This window comes from Geobacillus sp. FSL W8-0026 (assembly GCF_037966255.1).
Lineage (GTDB): Bacteria > Bacillota > Bacilli > Bacillales > Anoxybacillaceae > Geobacillus > Geobacillus icigianus.
Genome location: NZ_CP150194.1, coordinates 2865390 through 2881644, shown reverse-complemented (window position 1 = coordinate 2881644; position 16255 = coordinate 2865390). Strand labels below are relative to the sequence as shown.

Annotated in this window: 13 protein-coding genes; 11 read left to right on the top strand and 2 right to left on the bottom strand. The window is 54.5% G+C overall.

Features of this window, described 5'->3' with window-relative positions; all coding sequences use genetic code 11:
- Nucleotides 1-25 precede the first annotated feature (25 nt).
- A complete protein-coding gene (locus tag NST29_RS14410) occupies nucleotides 26-1018 on the top strand; it encodes an ABC transporter permease (protein WP_033019743.1) in 993 nt (330 codons plus the stop codon).
- Nucleotides 984-1781 carry an ABC transporter ATP-binding protein gene (locus tag NST29_RS14405; protein WP_033019745.1) on the top strand — a complete coding sequence of 266 codons (798 nt, stop codon included), beginning with the start codon at nucleotides 984-986 and terminating at the stop codon, nucleotides 1779-1781. Before NST29_RS14410 ends, NST29_RS14405 begins: the two co-directional genes overlap by 35 nt.
- Nucleotides 1782-1841: 60 nt before the next feature.
- On the opposite strand, the gene dat is transcribed toward NST29_RS14405, so the two are convergent.
- Complete coding sequence (gene dat, locus NST29_RS14400) at nucleotides 1842-2705, bottom strand: D-amino-acid transaminase (RefSeq protein ID WP_033019648.1); 864 nt, start codon at nucleotides 2703-2705, stop codon at nucleotides 1842-1844.
- 340 nt (nucleotides 2706-3045) lie between these two features.
- Here dat and NST29_RS14395 point away from each other — a divergent pair, with 340 nt between their 5' ends.
- Nucleotides 3046-3762, top strand: a complete 717-nt coding sequence (locus tag NST29_RS14395) for an AzlC family ABC transporter permease (protein WP_033019650.1) — start codon at nucleotides 3046-3048, stop codon at nucleotides 3760-3762.
- Nucleotides 3755-4060: an AzlD domain-containing protein gene (locus NST29_RS14390; RefSeq protein ID WP_033019651.1), complete on the top strand. Its 306-nt coding sequence runs from the start codon at nucleotides 3755-3757 to the stop codon at nucleotides 4058-4060. The genes NST29_RS14395 and NST29_RS14390 overlap by 8 nt, the downstream gene beginning before the upstream one ends.
- Before the next feature lie 66 nt (nucleotides 4061-4126).
- Here NST29_RS14390 and NST29_RS14385 read toward each other — a convergent pair whose 3' ends face one another.
- Nucleotides 4127-4720: an SCO family protein gene (locus NST29_RS14385; RefSeq protein ID WP_033019653.1), complete on the bottom strand. Its 594-nt coding sequence runs from the start codon at nucleotides 4718-4720 to the stop codon at nucleotides 4127-4129.
- A gap of 191 nt (nucleotides 4721-4911) precedes the next feature.
- Between NST29_RS14385 and aceA the strand changes: the two genes are divergently transcribed.
- The 7 genes from aceA to addA all read left to right on the top strand — a co-directional run bounded on the left by aceA (nucleotide 4912) and on the right by addA (nucleotide 16203).
- Entirely contained in the window at nucleotides 4912-6198 is a 1287-nt protein-coding gene (aceA, locus tag NST29_RS14380; RefSeq protein ID WP_033019654.1) for an isocitrate lyase, read from the top strand.
- 186 nt (nucleotides 6199-6384) lie between these two features.
- Nucleotides 6385-6579 carry a hypothetical protein gene (locus tag NST29_RS14375; RefSeq protein ID WP_033019657.1) on the top strand — a complete coding sequence of 65 codons (195 nt, stop codon included), beginning with the start codon at nucleotides 6385-6387 and terminating at the stop codon, nucleotides 6577-6579.
- A 411-nt stretch (nucleotides 6580-6990) separates the two neighbouring features.
- On the top strand, nucleotides 6991-7524 hold the full coding sequence (locus NST29_RS14370) for a competence protein ComK (RefSeq protein ID WP_033019659.1): 534 nt from the start codon (nucleotides 6991-6993) through the stop codon (nucleotides 7522-7524).
- A gap of 79 nt (nucleotides 7525-7603) precedes the next feature.
- A complete protein-coding gene (locus NST29_RS14365) occupies nucleotides 7604-8227 on the top strand; it encodes a TVP38/TMEM64 family protein (RefSeq protein WP_033019662.1) in 624 nt (207 codons plus the stop codon).
- Nucleotides 8224-8772 (top strand): signal peptidase I, encoded by a 549-nt coding sequence (lepB, locus tag NST29_RS14360; RefSeq protein ID WP_033019664.1) that lies wholly within the window; start codon nucleotides 8224-8226, stop codon nucleotides 8770-8772. Before NST29_RS14365 ends, lepB begins: the two co-directional genes overlap by 4 nt.
- Before the next feature lie 199 nt (nucleotides 8773-8971).
- Entirely contained in the window at nucleotides 8972-12478 is a 3507-nt protein-coding gene (gene addB, locus NST29_RS14355) for a helicase-exonuclease AddAB subunit AddB (protein WP_339232331.1), read from the top strand.
- Complete coding sequence (gene addA / locus NST29_RS14350) at nucleotides 12475-16203, top strand: helicase-exonuclease AddAB subunit AddA (RefSeq protein WP_033843219.1); 3729 nt, start codon at nucleotides 12475-12477, stop codon at nucleotides 16201-16203. The genes addB and addA overlap by 4 nt, the downstream gene beginning before the upstream one ends.
- Nucleotides 16204-16255 lie beyond the last annotated feature (52 nt).

The window sequence follows — 16255 nt, the reverse complement described above, 5'->3', positions numbered from 1 at the left end:
GCGGGTGAATGGTGTGTGGACGGCCATGTTCAGTTCGGTGGAGGCCGGCTTGATTTACGCTGTGATGGCGCTTGGCGTCTATTTGTCGTTTCGCGTGTTGGACTTTCCCGATTTGACGGTTGACGGCAGCTTTGTCACCGGCGCATCGGTCGCCGCCGTGATGATCGTCAACGGAGCGAATCCGTTTGCCGCTTCGGCCGCGGCGCTATTGGCCGGATTTGCCGCCGGAGTCGTGACAGGACTTTTGCATACAAAAGGGAAGATCAATCCGCTCTTGTCAGGTATTTTAATGATGATCGCGTTGTATTCGATCAATTTGCGCATCATGGGAAAATCAAATATTCCGCTCCTTCAAGAGGAGACGGTCATCAAGCAAATGACAGCCGCTTGGCAGCAGGCCGGATGGGATGATGTGCTCAACCGAGCCGTTTCCTTCACAGGATTCGCGCCGCGAACGTGGGCGGTGCTCGTGGCGATGGCGGCGGTGGCGGTCGTGGTAAAAGGAATGGTGGACTGGTTGTTGAAAACGGAGTTGGGCATTGCCATGCGGGCCACGGGGGACAATCAGCCGATGGTGGCGAGCTTTTCCGCCAATACGGACGGCCTCATCATCTTCGGGCTTGGGCTGTCGAATGCGCTTGTCGCTTTTTCCGGGGCGCTCGTCGCCCAGTACGGAGGATTTAGCGACATCGGCATGGGAATTGGCATGATTGTCATCGGGTTAGCTTCCGTCATTATCGGCGAGGCGCTGTTTGGCGCTCACTCCGTTGTTCGGGCGACGTGGGCAGTGATCGGCGGGGCCATCGTCTATCGCCTGATTTTGGCGCTCGCTTTGCGGGTCGAGTTTTTGGAGACGAGCGATGTGAAGCTGATTACCGCTCTCATTGTCATGGCGGCCCTCATCGTGCCCAACCTCTGGGCGGCCCAAAAAGAAAAGCGGAGAAAAAGACGAAAAGCCGAGCAGCTGGAGAGGGGGGAGGCTGTTGCTGGAGCTGAAACGAATTACAAAAGTGTTTAACGAAGGAACGGCCGATGAAAAAATCGCTTTAGGCGGCATCGACTTGACGCTTTCCCCCGGTGATTTCGTCACGGTCATCGGCAGCAACGGCGCCGGGAAATCGACGCTGATGAACATCATTTCCGGACGGCTGTCTCCCGACACGGGGGAAGTATGGATCAACGGCCGCAATGTGACATCGCTTAAGGAACATGCGCGCGCCCGTTATATCGGCCGTGTTTTCCAAGACCCGATGGCCGGCACCGCCCCGCATATGACGATTGAGGAAAATCTTGCCCTCGCTTACAACCGGACGAAGCGGCGCACGCTCCGGTTCGGGGTGACGAAGCAAAAGCGCGAGTGGTTTCGCGAGACGTTGCGAACGCTTCATTTAGGGCTAGAGGATCGGCTGACAGCGAAAGTCGGACTGCTTTCCGGCGGCGAGCGGCAGGCGCTCTCGTTATTGATGGCGACGTTTACTAAGCCTGATGTGCTTCTTCTTGATGAACATACGGCTGCTCTCGACCCGGCGCGCGCTGAGCTCGTCACTGAATTGACGAAGGAAATCGTCGCCAAACACCGTTTGACGACGCTGATGGTGACGCATAACATGGAGCAGGCGATTCGCCTTGGCAACCGGCTCATTATGATGGACGGCGGACAAATCATCTTTGCCGCCGAAGGAAAGGAAAAGGAGGAGCTGACCGTCGAACGGCTGCTTGCTGAATTTCAACGCATTCGCGGCAGTCAATTTGCGAGCGATCGCGCGGTCCTCAGCCAATAGACGAGGCGAGGTGCCCCGAACGAGAGGAGCGGGACACCTCGCTTTTCATTGGTGGGCCCGCTAGGCGTTGCGCGCGGCCGGCTGCGTTGCCGTTTGGTAGGCGGCTTGCAACGATTGGGTGACGGCTCCCGGCTGGCCGCTGCCGATCGTGGTGTCGTCCACTTGGATAATCGGAATAATGGATGAGGTGGTGCTCGTTAAAAACAGCTCATCGGCTTGGGCGAGGTCGTGGACCGAAAACGCTTCTTCCATGAACGGGATGCCAAGCTCTCCGCAAAACTGCTTCACTTTCGTGCGGACGATGCCGTTTAAAATCCGCTCGGTGGCAGGATGGGTATATACCGTCCCAGCTTTGACGAGAAAAATGTTCGACGAACTTCCTTCCGTGACGATGCCATCGCGGTGGAGAATCGCTTCGAATGCCCCGCGCTCGACCGCTTCTTGCTTGGCCAGCACGTTTGGCAACAAGTTCAAGCTTTTAATATAGCAATACTCCCAGCGGACATCCTTGGTCACAATGACGCGCACGCCACGCGTCATTTCGTTTCTTTTCCGCGCCATCGGCTCGATGTAGGCATACAAGTTCGGACGGTTTTCCGCCGGAAAAGCATGGGCGCGGGGAAAGCTTCCGCGCGTCACTTGCAAATATAAAATGGCATCTTCGTGCACATCGTTCAAGCGGCGGAGCTCCTCGAGCCGCGCGGCCAGCTCTTCGGGAGCGAACGGGACAGACAGGCGAATAGCGGCCGCCGAACGATACAGACGATCGAGATGTTCTTCTAACCAGATGTACGTTCCATTGTATAGGCGCACGACTTCGTAGACGCCATCGCCGAACTGCAAGCCGCGCTCTTCCATCGGATACGTCACCTGCTCATAGCGGAGAACGCCGCGTTCGGTCAATACGTACGGTTTTACTGACACAATAGCCCACTCCTTTTCAATTGCGCACATAATGAACCAATTCGATTATATCATAGATGGATTTTCTCCCCTACTCCCGCTTTGTGCCAAAGCGGGAGTTTCCTAGGAGGCTGGTGATTTAGTGCAAAAACGACTGATTCCACTCATTTCTCAATTAGAGAAACTTGGTAGAATCCGCTTTCTTTTTTGAATGAAAATGCCGCCGATCGGGGTGTGACAGCGGCTTTTCACCGGCTTTCTAGTTAAGAGGATAAAAGAATTGACCTATGTTCGGGTTGCGAAATGACAGCGATTTTTAGACAATAAACATATGAAACTAGCGAAACGGGGGAATGGATGGATGGAAACGACATGGACGGCCGGGAAAATGGCGCCGTTTCGCCAAGGGGTGCAGGCGGGGGTGGCGATCGCCATCGGCTATATGCCGATCGCGCTGACATTTGGCCTGCTCGCTAAGACGACCGGGCTGACGCTCGCAGAAACGGTGCTGATGAGCGTCGTTGTTTTTGCCGGCGCCTCGCAATATATTGCCCTCAGCTTGCTTTCCGTCGGTACCGGCATATTTGAAATCATTTTAACAACATTTGTTTTAAACCTTCGCCATTTTTTAATGTCCGCTTCGCTCAACGAAAAAGCGGAGGCGGATGCGCTTTGGAAAAAGGCGCTGTATGCGTTTGGCATCACCGATGAAACGTTTTCCGTTGCGGCCATGAAAGAGGGGACGGTCAGCGCTTCGTATATGTTTGGGTTGATCATGATGGCGTACGGCAGCTGGGTCGTCAACTCCGGCATCGGTTATGCTGTCGGGGCGAGTTTGCCGGAAAGCTTACAAGAGAGCATGTCGGTCGCTTTGTACGCCATGTTTATCGGCTTGCTCGTCCCAGCGCTGAAAAAGGAGCGGAAAACGGTATGGCTGGCAGGATTAGCGGCCGTGTTCAACTCGCTCGGCACGCTTGTCTTTCACCTGTCTAAAGGCTGGTCGATCGTGCTGGCGACGCTTCTTTCCGCAGTCGTCGTCGAGTGGCTGGCGAAGAAGGGGGAGAATGAGGATGAATAACGCGATCGTTTGGATGATTCTCGGCATGGGGATCGTCACGTATTTGCCGCGCATGTTGCCGTTCGTGCTGTTTGGGCGCGTCGAGCTGCCGCCGTTTTGGCAAGGGGTGCTGAAAAATGTGCCGTATGCTGCACTTGGCGCGCTGATTATCCCTGATATTTTTTTCATTCAAGACGACGTTCTTTTTGGGGTGATCGGTTTTGCGGCGGCGGTGACGGCCGCTTGGCTCGGTGCGAATGTTATTGTTGTCGTGCTTGCGGCGGTTGTCGTGCTTAGTTGCTATTCGATGTTGATGTGAAAGGTTCGGCGTTCAATGAAAAAAGGGCAGACAATGCCCTCTTTTTTTTATACCTGTACAAAATCGTTATGACAATTCATCCATAATCGTTTCGTACACATCATCAACACGAAATCGTGACGCTCCCCCCATGTCGATCTGTTCGATGACCCGTCCGTCGCGATTGAGCAAGTAAGCGAGCGACGTATGCACCATCATGCCGTTTCCCGGGTCACGGTATTGGAAGTGGAAAGCGTCCGCCGTCGCTTTTGTCGTCGCTTCACTGCCGCGCAAAAACACCCATCCTTGCCCATCGCCAGTTACGCCAAATGCATTTGCGTATGCTTGCAGTTTTTCTTTTGTGTCGCGCGCCGGGTCGATAGTGATCGTGACGAATTCCACATCGCGCCCGAACACTCCGGCTTTTTGCAGCCGGTCGCGCAGTTTGGCCATTTGCATCGTCGTATTCGGGCAAATATCCGGGCAGTTCGTATAGATGAATTCGATGAGTCGAACTTTGGGCGGCAAGCCGTCAAAGGAATAAGGAGCTCCCCACGCCGTTTCCATCGTCACGTTCTTCGGCAGGCTTATTGAAGCTGGTTGGTAGACCGTGAAATAGATAATGCCAACACCGATGCCAATAAGCAAGAGGCTGGCGACAATGATATATAGTTTTTTCATCATGATCCTCCCTTCATGATCGATCATACCAAAACGAGGAGCGACAAAAACACCATGTTTATGAACATTGTGCGTCTATTTTCCTAATGAAAAAAATTTTGCAAAAAAGGATTGCATTTTTCTAGTTCTGTTATATAATAATGTTGTAAATAAATATATGTATTATAACAAAAAGAATGGGGGAAAGGAAAATGGCGTCATTTGCTGAACGTGTTCGTCAATTGGAGGAAAGCTGGAAAAACGAGGAGCGCTGGAAAGGAATTGTCCGTCCGTACAGCGCGGAAGATGTCATTAAGTTGCGCGGCTCGCTTGATATTGAGCATACGCTCGCTCGGCGCGGAGCGGAGAAGTTATGGCAGCTGTTAAATACGGAAGATTACGTTCATGCGCTCGGCGCGCTGACCGGCAATCAAGCGGTGCAACAGGTGAAAGCGGGGCTGAAAGCCATTTACTTAAGCGGCTGGCAGGTGGCGGCCGATGCCAACCTCGCCGGGCATATGTATCCGGACCAAAGCTTGTATCCGTCCAACAGCGTTCCGCACGTTGTGAAACGCATTAACCAAGCATTGCAGCGCGCAGATCAAATTCAATATTTGGAAGGCAGCGGCGATATCGATTATTTCGTGCCGATCGTTGCCGATGCCGAGGCTGGGTTCGGCGGCCAGCTGAACGTGTTTGAGCTCATGAAAGCGATGATTGAGGCGGGAGCGGCTGGCGTCCACTTTGAGGATCAGTTGTCATCGGAGAAAAAATGCGGCCATTTAGGGGGCAAAGTGCTGTTGCCGACGCAAACGGCGGTGCGTAACTTGATTGCGGCGCGGCTTGCCGCTGACGTCATGGGTGTCCCGACGGTGCTGATCGCCCGCACCGATGCCAATGCCGCCGATTTGATCACAAGCGACATCGACCCGCGCGATCAAGAATTTATTACCGGCGAGCGGACGACGGAAGGGTTTTACCGCACGAGAGCTGGTCTCGATCAGGCCATCGCTCGCGGTTTGGCCTATGCGCCGTATGCGGATCTCATTTGGTGCGAAACGAGCGAACCGAACTTGGAGGAAGCACGGCAGTTTGCCGAAGCCATTCACGAGAAGTTCCCGGGCAAGCTGTTGGCGTACAACTGCTCGCCATCATTCAACTGGAAGAAAAAGCTGGATGATGAAACGATTGCGAAGTTCCAGCAAGAGCTTGGGAAAATGGGATACAAATTCCAGTTCGTCACTTTGGCCGGGTTCCATGCCCTCAACTATAGCATGTTCGAACTGGCGCGCGGTTACAAGGAGCGCGGCATGGCGGCGTACGCTGAGCTGCAGCAAGCCGAGTTTGCCGCTGAGAAGTACGGGTATACGGCTACGCGCCATCAGCGCGAAGTCGGCACCGGCTATTTCGATGAAGTCGCCCAAGTCATCTCCGGCGGCCAGTCGTCGACCGTCGCGTTGAAAGGATCGACCGAGGAAGAACAGTTTACAAAGGCTTGAATGAAACTGACCGAAACGGTTGTCTGCCTTCAAGATAGCATCGCATGAAACACAAAGCGATGCGCCGATCACTGCGAAAGAGGTTGTCCTGATCCTTCGGGACAACCTCATTTTTTTGGTTTGGCTGCAAGTGCAGCGCATAAAAGGAAAAAGACGGCGCATGTTATATAGGTAGGAGGCGATGCGATGAAAAAGGACAAAAGCGAGCTGCCGGAGGTAATGCCGGCGGAATTCCGCGTCAGCACCGATCTCCATTTTGAACAATGGGGAATGAATGAGGAAACGTACGCGGGCGACTCTGTCGGCGAACATACGGCGCTGGAACAAGCGAATGAATATTTGGCGATGAAAGAAATCGGTCAAACGTTTGAAAACGCCTAAACCGACCCATGACCAGCGTCATGGGTTTTTTCATTAACTTTGGTTCGTCATCAAAACGTGTACTTGACAGACAGTGAACTTCTCTAAGAGACCGATGATTTAAGGGGGCAAGCCACTGATCAAGCCCGTTTTTCAATCAAATAGAAAAGCCTCGTCGCATCAGGATCACCTTTCAAACGATCCCCCCATTGCTCAAAATAAACAACCATTTTTCACCAGCCTTCTAAACAGGTGTAGGCAAAAAATGATTGATTTCCCCTGTTCTTTCGTAGATGCATAAGTTAAGATGTGTAATGAAAAAATCAAGTACAATTTTTGATGAAAAGTCTTAACTTTTTTCAAAATATAGAAAAATATAACTACTTGTGTTATGATAGAAAATAGCGAGCGAATAGGAAAGGAGATGGATCGATGAAGATCAACGAGTTCATTGTCCTTGAACAGTTCATCGTCAGTCGATATACGATGGCGATTCTCCCCTACTTTTTGAACAGCGACGTGTATGCGAAAGTCATCGAGGAAGATGGTGAGTACATTGTGAAAAAAACGCCGACCGATATCGTCAAACAGAGTTGTGATTATTATGGAAGTAGCTACCGGGGGAGGAAAGAGGGAACCAAGGCCATTATCGGCATCACCCATAAGGCGCCGATCGCCATCGAACCGTCCAATGAAATTTACGTATTCCCAACCGCTTCTCCACGAGATTTCCGCTGCGTTTGGCTTTCGCACATGCACGTTTATCGATACGAGCCTGCCAAATATGAACAGACCATCGTGTATTTCCGCAACGGAAAAAGTGTCTCCCTCGATGTTTCCTGCAAGTCGTTTATCAATCAATTGCACCGGACCGCCCAACTGCGGACGAAGTTATCCGAACGGATGGAAGCGCGAGAACGCAAGCTCCAGTACATATTCCGCATGCAGCAGGAAAAACAGACGTAATTTTGCAAAGGTGAGTTCCAATTGGGCGCCTAGGGGTGTAAAATAGACATATAAACAGCATGTGAATGGGGAAAGATACATGGACATGGAAACCGTCAAACAATGGTTCACACTCGATCACATTCTTGCTTTGCTTGATCAGTATCGCTCCTTCGGCTTGCTTCCCGGCATCGCGGTGACGCTTTTGGAATCATTTTTTCCGATTTTGCCGATGGTTGTTTTTGTCATGGCCAATGCAGCGGCGTTTGGGTTGTGGAAAGGATTTTTCATTTCTTGGTTCGGCGCCTCGCTTGGGTCGCTCCTCGTTTTTTGGCTGACGCGGAAAGTGGGGCAGAAGCGCTTTTTTCATTTCGTCCGCCGTCATCCGAAGGTGCGCCAATTTATGCATTGGATTGAACGGCACGGATTCGGGCCGCTGTTTTTGCTGTATTGTTTTCCGTTCACTCCGTCGGCGCTTGTCAACATTGTCGCCGGGCTGTCGCGCATCAGTCGGCAGCAGTTTATACTGGCTGTGCTCCTCGGAAAGATGATCATGGTGTTTACGATCAGTTTCATCGGCTACGACTTGGTGGCGCTCGTCCACCAGCCGCTGCGGACGGCGATGATCACCGCAGCCGTTTTCCTTCTTTGGTATGCCGGAAAGCGGGTCGAAGCGAGGTTTTCACTGACGGAAAAACGCGAAAGCGAGGGGGACGGAGAGTGACAGAACGGAAAGAGAAACAAGGGCACCGGTGGCTGTGGATGACAGCCGTCTGCCTTGCGGTTGCGCTCCGTTTGTTTGTGTTCAGTCCTTATATCGTTGAAGGAAAATCGATGATGCCAACGTTAGAAAACGGCAATTGGCTCGTTGTCAACAAGCTGTCTTATGACATCGGTCCGATTCATCGGTTTGATGTAATCGTCTTTCACGCCACGAGAAACGAAGACTATGTCAAGCGCGTCATTGGCTTGCCGGGCGACCGGATTGAGTATAAAAACGATGTGTTGTATGTCAATGGGAAACGGATGGATGAGCCGTATTTGCGCCCGTATAAGCAAAGATTAGCTGGGGGCAAGCTGACCGGTGATTTTACACTTGAGGAAGTGACAGGAAAAACGAGGGTGCCGCCTGGCTGTGTGTTTGTCCTTGGCGATAATCGTTTGGGCAGTTGGGACAGTCGGCATTTCGGCTTCGTGAAAATCAGCCGAATCGTCGGCAAAGTCGATCTTCGCTATTGGCCGCTGAACGAGTTCGCGTTCCAGTTTTAACGAACCAACGGAAGACGTCTCTCACTTCGAAACAATAGTGAAAGGGAGATGACCATCTTAAAAAGAAAGGCCCTGAAAAAGTGTCAGCGTAGCTGGCGGGAGTATGTCACGCTGGATGAGGCTGCGCTTTTTTTCTTTCTAAAAGCGAACGTATGTGCTAAAATAAAGAAAATAAAGGAAACGGATGGTGGTAAGAGCCATGTCGCTTCGGTTTTTGCTCGGGCGGTCGGGGAGCGGGAAAACGGCCGCCTGTCTGAGCGAAATACAAACCATGCTGAAAGAAAGCCCGCAAGGACGAACGATCGTTTACCTCGTTCCGGAACAAATGACGTTTCAATGCGAATACGCCCTCATACATACAGAAGGGACGGACGGGATGATCCGTGCCCAAGTGTTCAGTTTCACGCGCCTCGCTTGGCGCGTGCTGCAAGAAACCGGCGGCATGAACCGCTATCACGTGCATGATGTTGGCGTGCAAATGATGCTCCGCAACATTATTGAACAGCGCCGGCAGGAGCTTAGACTGTTCGGACGCGCGGCGGACAAACAAGGGTTTATTGAGCAGCTGCACGACATGATCGCCGAATGCAAACGATATTGCCTGACGCCGGGGGAGCTCCGCCGCCACGCCGAGGCGCTTACGGCCGAGTCGAATCAACCGGGACGGCGGCTGCTCGCCGACAAACTAAGCGATGTCGCGCTCGTCTATGGCGAGCTCGAACGAAGCCTGAGCGGCCATTATCTCGATTCCGAAGATTATTTGCGCTTGCTCGCTGAACAAATTCCGCACTCCGTTTATTTGCGTGACGCTGAGATTTATATCGACGGATTCTATCATTTTGCGCCGCAGGAATACGCGGTCATCGAACAGCTTCTCCGCCATTGCCGACGCGTCACCGTTTCTTTGACCATTGACCGGCCATATGACGATGGCGTGCCGGATGCGCTCGATCTGTTTTATTTGCCGGCGCAAACGTATCAACAGCTGCGCGCACTCGCGCTCAGCAGCGGCGTATTGATCGAAGAGCCGGTCGTGCTTACGGAAAACCGCCGGCATGAAAGCAGCGCGCTTGCCCATTTGGAAAGGCAATTTCACCATCGTCCGTTGATTCCGTATGAGGAAAAGACCGATGCGGTTTGCATTTACGAAGCAGCCAACCGGCGGGCGGAAGTGGAGGCGGTTGCCCGCGAAATCATTCGCCTCGTCCGCGATGAGGGAGCGCGCTATCGCGACATTGCCTTGATCATTCGCGATCTTGAATCATATCGCGATGTGGTCAAAACGGTATTTTTTGACTTTGGCATCCCGTCCTTCATGGACGAGAAAGAGCCGATGCACTACCATCCGCTCATTGAGCTCGTACGCGCCGCGCTCGAAACCGTCGTGACGCGCTGGCGCTACGAGGCGGTGTTTCGGGCGGTGAAAACCGATTTGCTTTTTCCGGCTGACGAAGACGCGGCCTTGTGGCGCGAGGCGGCGGACAAGCTGGAAAATTACGTGCTTGCCCATGGAGTGAAAGGGGATCAGTGGACGAGCGGCGAACGTTGGACGTACCGCCGCTATCAAGCGCTTGACGGGTTGAATGTGCCGCAGACTGACGAAGAGCGGCAGTTTGAAGATGAGTTGAACCGGTGGCGCGAGGTGTTGACCGCCCCGCTTCGCCGGCTTGACCGCCGCTTGCGCCGGGCTGCGGATGGACGCGGGCTTTGCACGGCGTTATATCTCTTTCTCGAAGAATTGCAGATTCCAAAAAAACTCGAGAAAATGAGCGCCGAAGCCGAAGCGGCCGGGCGCTTAATCGAGGCGCGTCAGCACGAACAAGCGTGGAACGCGGTCGTTGACTTGCTCGATCAATATGTGGAAATGCTTGGAACCGAGTCTCTTCCGCTCGCCGAGTTTGCCAAAATCATTGAAGCCGGGCTCGATCGCCTCGAATTCTCGCTCGTTCCGCCGGCGCTCGATCAAGTGATTATCGCCCAACTGGATCGTTCGCGGCTGTTTGACATCAAGTACGCGTTTGTCATTGGCGTCAACGAGGGCGTCATTCCGGCCAAAGTGAAGGAAGAAGGGCTGATGGCCGAGATCGAGCGCGAACAATTGCGCGCGCTCGGCGTGTCGCTAGCCCCCGGAAGTCGGGAGCAGCTGTTTTATGATCCGTTTTTCGTCTACTTGGCGCTCGTGGCCCCGCGCCGCCGTCTGTACGTCGCCTATCCGCTCGCTGACGGTGAAGGAAAGGCGCTGATGCCGTCCCCGCTCATTCAACAATTGAAGAATTTGTTCCCGCTGGCGCCGGTGAAGTTATGCAGCAACGACCCGTTCGATGTCCCCAAGGAGGAGGCGGAATCCTTCGTCACCGTCCGGAGGGCGACGCAAACGTATTTGGTCAGCCAACTGCGGGTGTGGAAGCGGAATTATCGCATCGATCCGTTGTGGTGGGGAGTGTATAACGCGCTCGTCCGCCATCCGGAGTGGCGCAAAGACGTGCAGCATGCCATTTCCGCTCTCTTTTATACGAACAAAGCGGCGCCGCTGAAAAAACGGTGGAGCGAGCGGCTGTACGGAACAAAGATTCAAGCGAGCGTCTCGCGCATGGAACAGTTTCAAAAATGCCCGTACGCTCACTTTGCCTCGCACGGGCTGCGTTTGAAAGAGCGCCATGTTTTTCGGCTTGAGGCTCCCGATGTCGGGCAGTTGTTTCACGCTGCCATCAAGCAAATCGCCGACCAGCTCCGTGAACGGCATGTCGAATGGAGCAAACTATCAAAGCTGGAATGCGAGCGGCTGTCGGCCGAGGCTGTTGAGCGGATTGCCCCGCTCATTCAGCGGCAAGTGCTAGCAAGCTCATCTCGCTATCAATATATGAAACGGAAACTGCAAAACGTGGTCGCCCGCACGGCGTACGTGCTAAGCGAGCACGCGCGGGCGAGCGGCTTCGTTCCGGTTGGGATGGAGCTGTCGTTTGGACCGGGCGGCGATTTGCCACCGCTTCGCTTTCGGCTCCGCGACGGAACGACGATGGAACTCGTCGGGCGGATCGACCGCATTGACAAAGCAGAAAGCGGCCAAGGGGTGCTGCTTCGCATCATCGATTACAAATCGAGTGCCAAAGCGCTTGATATAGCGGAAGTATACTATGGGCTGGCGCTGCAAATGTTCACGTATTTGGACATTGTATTGACGTATGCCGAACAATTGGTCGGAAAGCCGGCGCTTCCGGCGGGAGTGCTTTATTTCCATATTCACAATCCGATCGTTCAAGCGAAACAGTGGGTCGATGACGAAGTGAAGCTGGCGCAAAAGTTGCTTGAACCGTTTCGGATGCGCGGACTGCTGCTCGCGGACGTGGAAGCGATCCGGCTGATGGACAGCAAGCTTGAAGACGGGCAATGGTCGCTGATTGTACCCGCGCAAATCACCAAAAGCGGATCGATCCATTCGCGCTCATCGGTGGCGAGTGAATCGGATTTTACGGCGCTTCGTCGCCATATCCGCCGCTTGTTTGTCGAGATCGGCGGGCAAATCGCCGATGGCGTTGTATCGATTGCTCCATATAAGCTGAAAGAGAAAACGGCGTGCGAGTTTTGCCCGTTCAAGCCGGTGTGCCAGTTTGACGAGGCGCTTCCGGGCAATGAATATCGAAAACTAGTTCCGCAGACGAAGGAAGCGGTCTTGGAAAAAGTAGCGGAAGGAGAGGACGAGCGATGAACATGGCGATTCGCCCGAAGCCGGCCGGAAGCCGATGGACGGAAGAACAATGGAAGGCGATCACCGCCGGCGGCCGCGATCTTCTCGTTGCCGCGGCGGCCGGTTCTGGCAAAACGGCCGTTCTTGTCGAACGGATCATTCAAAAAGTGACGGCGGAAGAAGGAGCGGTGGATATCGACCGCCTGCTTGTCGTCACGTTTACCAATGCCGCTGCGGCTGAGATGAAGGCAAGGATCGGCGAAGCGCTCGAACGGGAGCTGGCGAAACACCCGCATTCTCTCCACTTGCGGCGCCAGCTCAGCCTGCTTCCCCGCGCTTCGATTTCGACGCTTCATTCATTTTGCTTGGATGTCATTCGCAAATATTACTATTTGCTTGATTTAGACCCGTCGTTTCGCATCGCTGATGAAACGGAGATCGAGCTGCTCAAGGAAGACGTCCTTGAAGACCTGCTTGAAGAAGAATATGGAAAGGCGGACAATGATCGCTTTTTGGCGGTCGTCGATGCGTATACGGGCGATCGGAGCGATGCAGAGCTACAGGAAATGATTTTCTCGCTTTATGAGTTTTCTCGCTCTCATCCTGAGCCGGACGAATGGCTTGCCGGCTTGGCGTCAATGTATGATGTTGATGCTGAAGCGGACGTGAGAACGTTGGCGCCGGCACGCTATCTCGCTCAGCATGCAGAAATGGAGCTGACGGCGGCTTTGCGATTGATCCGAAAGGCGCTGGAGCTGGCGGAAGCACCGGGCGGTCCCGAGCCGTACACGGAACGGTTGCGCGAAGACGCCGCGCTCGTTTCCGGGCTGCAAATGAGGGTGGCCGGACCGTGGGACAAGCTGCACGAGGCGTTGCAATCCTTGTCGTTCGGACGCTTGCCGTCGTGCAGCAGCAAACGATACGAAGCGCACCTGATCGATGAAGTGAAGGCGTTGCGCGAGCAGGCGAAAAAGAAAATCGAAGCGCTGCGCGACCATGTATTTTCGCTTCCTCCGTCCGCTTGGCTCCGCCACATGCAGGAAATGAAACCGATCGTGGAAACGATCGCCGCGCTCGTTCGCCGTTTTGCTGCTAGGTTTCAGGAAGCCAAACGGGAAAAAGGGGTCGTAGATTTCTCCGATTTGGAGCATTATTGCTTGCGCGTTCTGCGGCACCGCCATCCAGAGACGGGCGAATGGCAGCCCACCGCCGCCGCCCTCGAGTACCAAGCTCAGTTTGATGAGGTGCTTGTCGACGAATATCAAGATACGAACCTTGTCCAAGAAGCTATTTTGCAATTGGTCAAGAAAGGAAGCGAGCGGACGGGCAACTTGTTTATGGTCGGCGATGTCAAACAGTCGATTTATCGATTTCGGCTGGCCGAACCGCTGCTGTTTTTGGATAAATACAAACGGTTTACGGCGGACGGAGAAGCCGGGGGCATGAAAATCGATCTAGCGAGCAACTTCCGCAGCCGCCGGGAAGTATTGGACGGAACGAATTTTCTTTTTTCGCAAATCATGGGCGAAGCCGTTGGGGAGCTCGTTTACGATGAAGCCGCGCGCCTGAAATACGGCGCCGATTACCCCGACGGGAGCGATGCCGTCCCGGAAGTCGTGGTCATCAATCGGCAGCGGACCGAGGAAGAGGAAGAAGAGGAAGCGGCTGAATTGGCGGCCGCCGAGCTGGAAGCGCGCTGGATCGCCAAAAAGGTGAAAGAGCTCATTGCCCGGCCGTTTTGGGTGTACGACCGTTCTACCGGTGCACCGCGGCGCGTGATGTACCGCGATATCGTCATTCTTGTCCGCTCGATGACCAATGCATCGCCGATGATCGAGCAGTTGCAGGCGCAAGGCATTCCCGCGGCGGCTGACCTGTCTGCCGGCTATTTTCAGGCGACGGAAGTATCCACCATGCTGTCGCTGTTACGGGTCATCGATAATCCGGATCAAGATATTCCGCTGGCGGCTGTGCTCCGTTCGCCGCTGTTTCGTTTTGACGAAAACGAGCTGGCGATGATCCGCTTGGCCGCTCCGAAAGGCACGTTTTATGAAGCGCTGCAGTCTTTCCAAAACAAGCCGGCCGAGACGGATGAGGAGGAACAAGCGAAGCGGAAGGCGGCGGTTTTTCTCGAGCGGCTGGCAAGCTGGCGCACGATGGCGCGCCGCCGTTCATTGGCCGACCTCATTTGGCAGCTGTACCGCGATACACAGTATTACGATTTTGTCGGCGCGCTGCCGGGTGGAAAACAGCGCCAAGCCAACTTGCGCGCCTTGTATGATCGCGCTCGCCAGTATGAATCGGCGTCGTTTCGCGGGCTGTTTCGCTTTCTTCGCTTCATCGAACGGCTGCAAGAGCGCGGTGACGATCTCGGCTCCGCCCGGCCGCTCGGCGAGCAGGAAGATGTCGTGCGGATCATGACGATCCACAGCAGCAAAGGGCTCGAGTTTCCGGTCGTCTTTTTGGCCGGGCTCGCGCGGCCGTTTTATACGCGCGATTTGCATCATTCGTATTTGCTCGACAAAGAGCTTGGTTTTGCCGCCCGCTATGTCCATCCGCGGCTGCGCATCAGCTACCCGACGTTGCCGTTTATGGCCATTCAGCAAAAAAAGCGGCTCGAGCTGCTGGCGGAGGAGATGCGCATTTTATACGTCGCGCTGACGCGAGCGAAAGAAAAGCTGTATTTCATCGCTTCCGTTCCTGACGCGGACAAGGAGCTGAAAAAGTGGAGAGGGGCGATGGCGGAAGACGGCTGGCTTCTTCCTGACGACATGCGGGCATCGGCTCGCTCGTATTTGGACTGGATCGGGCGCGCCCTCATCCGCCACCGCGCCGGCTGCGAGCTTGTGGGAGAACCGGCGCCTGCGGAGATCGCTTCCCACCCGTCTGTCTGGCGCATCGTGATCGTGCCGGCCGCCGAGCTTCACGGCAGCGAAGCGACAGCGGATGAGACAGAGCTTCACCTATTGCCGGCTCTAAAGGAAGGACTTCCCGTTCCAGCCGGCGAGGAGTGGGAGGGAGAGGCCAAGCGGCGCTTCATGTGGACGTATCCTTACGAAAAAGAAACAGCGGTGCGCGCCAAACAATCCGTATCTGAGCTCAAAGAACAGCGCGCGCTGTTTGGGGAGCAGGCGGACGAATGGCGGCCGCGCCAAGGGACGGCGCCGGTGTTTTCCCGTCCGCGCTTCATGCAGGCCAAAACATTAACGCCCGCTGAAAAAGGGACGGCGCTTCATGTCGTGATGCGACATCTCGATTGGCGCGCTCCGCTTGATGAGCGAGCGATCCGCAGCCAGATTGCCCGCCTCGTGGAAAACGAGCTGCTGGCCGCCGAACAAGCGGAAGCGGTGGACAGCGAAGCGATCTTGTCCTTTTTCGCCACCGATATCGGCCGACGCCTTCGTGAAGCGCGTGAAGTGCACCGCGAAGTGCCGTTCAGTTTGGGAATTCCGGCGGCTGAGCTTTATGGGCGCCTAGGGATGGAGGGCGACCGCCGCGTGCTTGTGCAAGGGGTGATCGACTGCGTGTTTGCGGATGAACGCGGTTATGTGATGCTCGATTATAAGACCGACGAAGTGGTGGATCGCTTTGGCGGACAACTGGAAGAAGCGGCTCGATTTCTGCTCGGGCGTTACGGGGAGCAGATGCGCTTGTATCGTCGGGCGATTGAGCAAATCTGGCGGGTGCCGGTTTCGGAATGCTATTTGTATTCATTTTCCGGCGGGTGTGCGATTGCTGTTGACTAACGGCGGAAACGACCGGGGAAAAGAGCGCGGCGACGGAAAGAAAACGTGGCGT

What these genes read in the sequence shown, in the direction of transcription:
- addA (WP_033843219.1), top strand. Translation starts at nt 12,475, where the DNA reads ATGAACATGGCGATTCGCCCGAAGCCGGCCGGAAGCCGATGGACGGAA.
- NST29_RS14375 (WP_033019657.1), top strand. Translation starts at nt 6,385, where the DNA reads ATGAAAAAGGACAAAAGCGAGCTGCCGGAGGTAATGCCGGCGGAATTC.
- aceA (WP_033019654.1), top strand. Translation starts at nt 4,912, where the DNA reads ATGGCGTCATTTGCTGAACGTGTTCGTCAATTGGAGGAAAGCTGGAAA.
- NST29_RS14365 (WP_033019662.1), top strand. Translation starts at nt 7,604, where the DNA reads ATGGACATGGAAACCGTCAAACAATGGTTCACACTCGATCACATTCTT.
- addB (WP_339232331.1), top strand. Translation starts at nt 8,972, where the DNA reads ATGTCGCTTCGGTTTTTGCTCGGGCGGTCGGGGAGCGGGAAAACGGCC.
- NST29_RS14370 (WP_033019659.1), top strand. Translation starts at nt 6,991, where the DNA reads ATGAAGATCAACGAGTTCATTGTCCTTGAACAGTTCATCGTCAGTCGA.
- NST29_RS14410 (WP_033019743.1), top strand. Translation starts at nt 26, where the DNA reads ATGTTCAGTTCGGTGGAGGCCGGCTTGATTTACGCTGTGATGGCGCTT.
- NST29_RS14385 (WP_033019653.1), bottom strand. Translation starts at nt 4,720, where the DNA reads ATGAAAAAACTATATATCATTGTCGCCAGCCTCTTGCTTATTGGCATC.
- NST29_RS14395 (WP_033019650.1), top strand. Translation starts at nt 3,046, where the DNA reads ATGGAAACGACATGGACGGCCGGGAAAATGGCGCCGTTTCGCCAAGGG.
- NST29_RS14390 (WP_033019651.1), top strand. Translation starts at nt 3,755, where the DNA reads ATGAATAACGCGATCGTTTGGATGATTCTCGGCATGGGGATCGTCACG.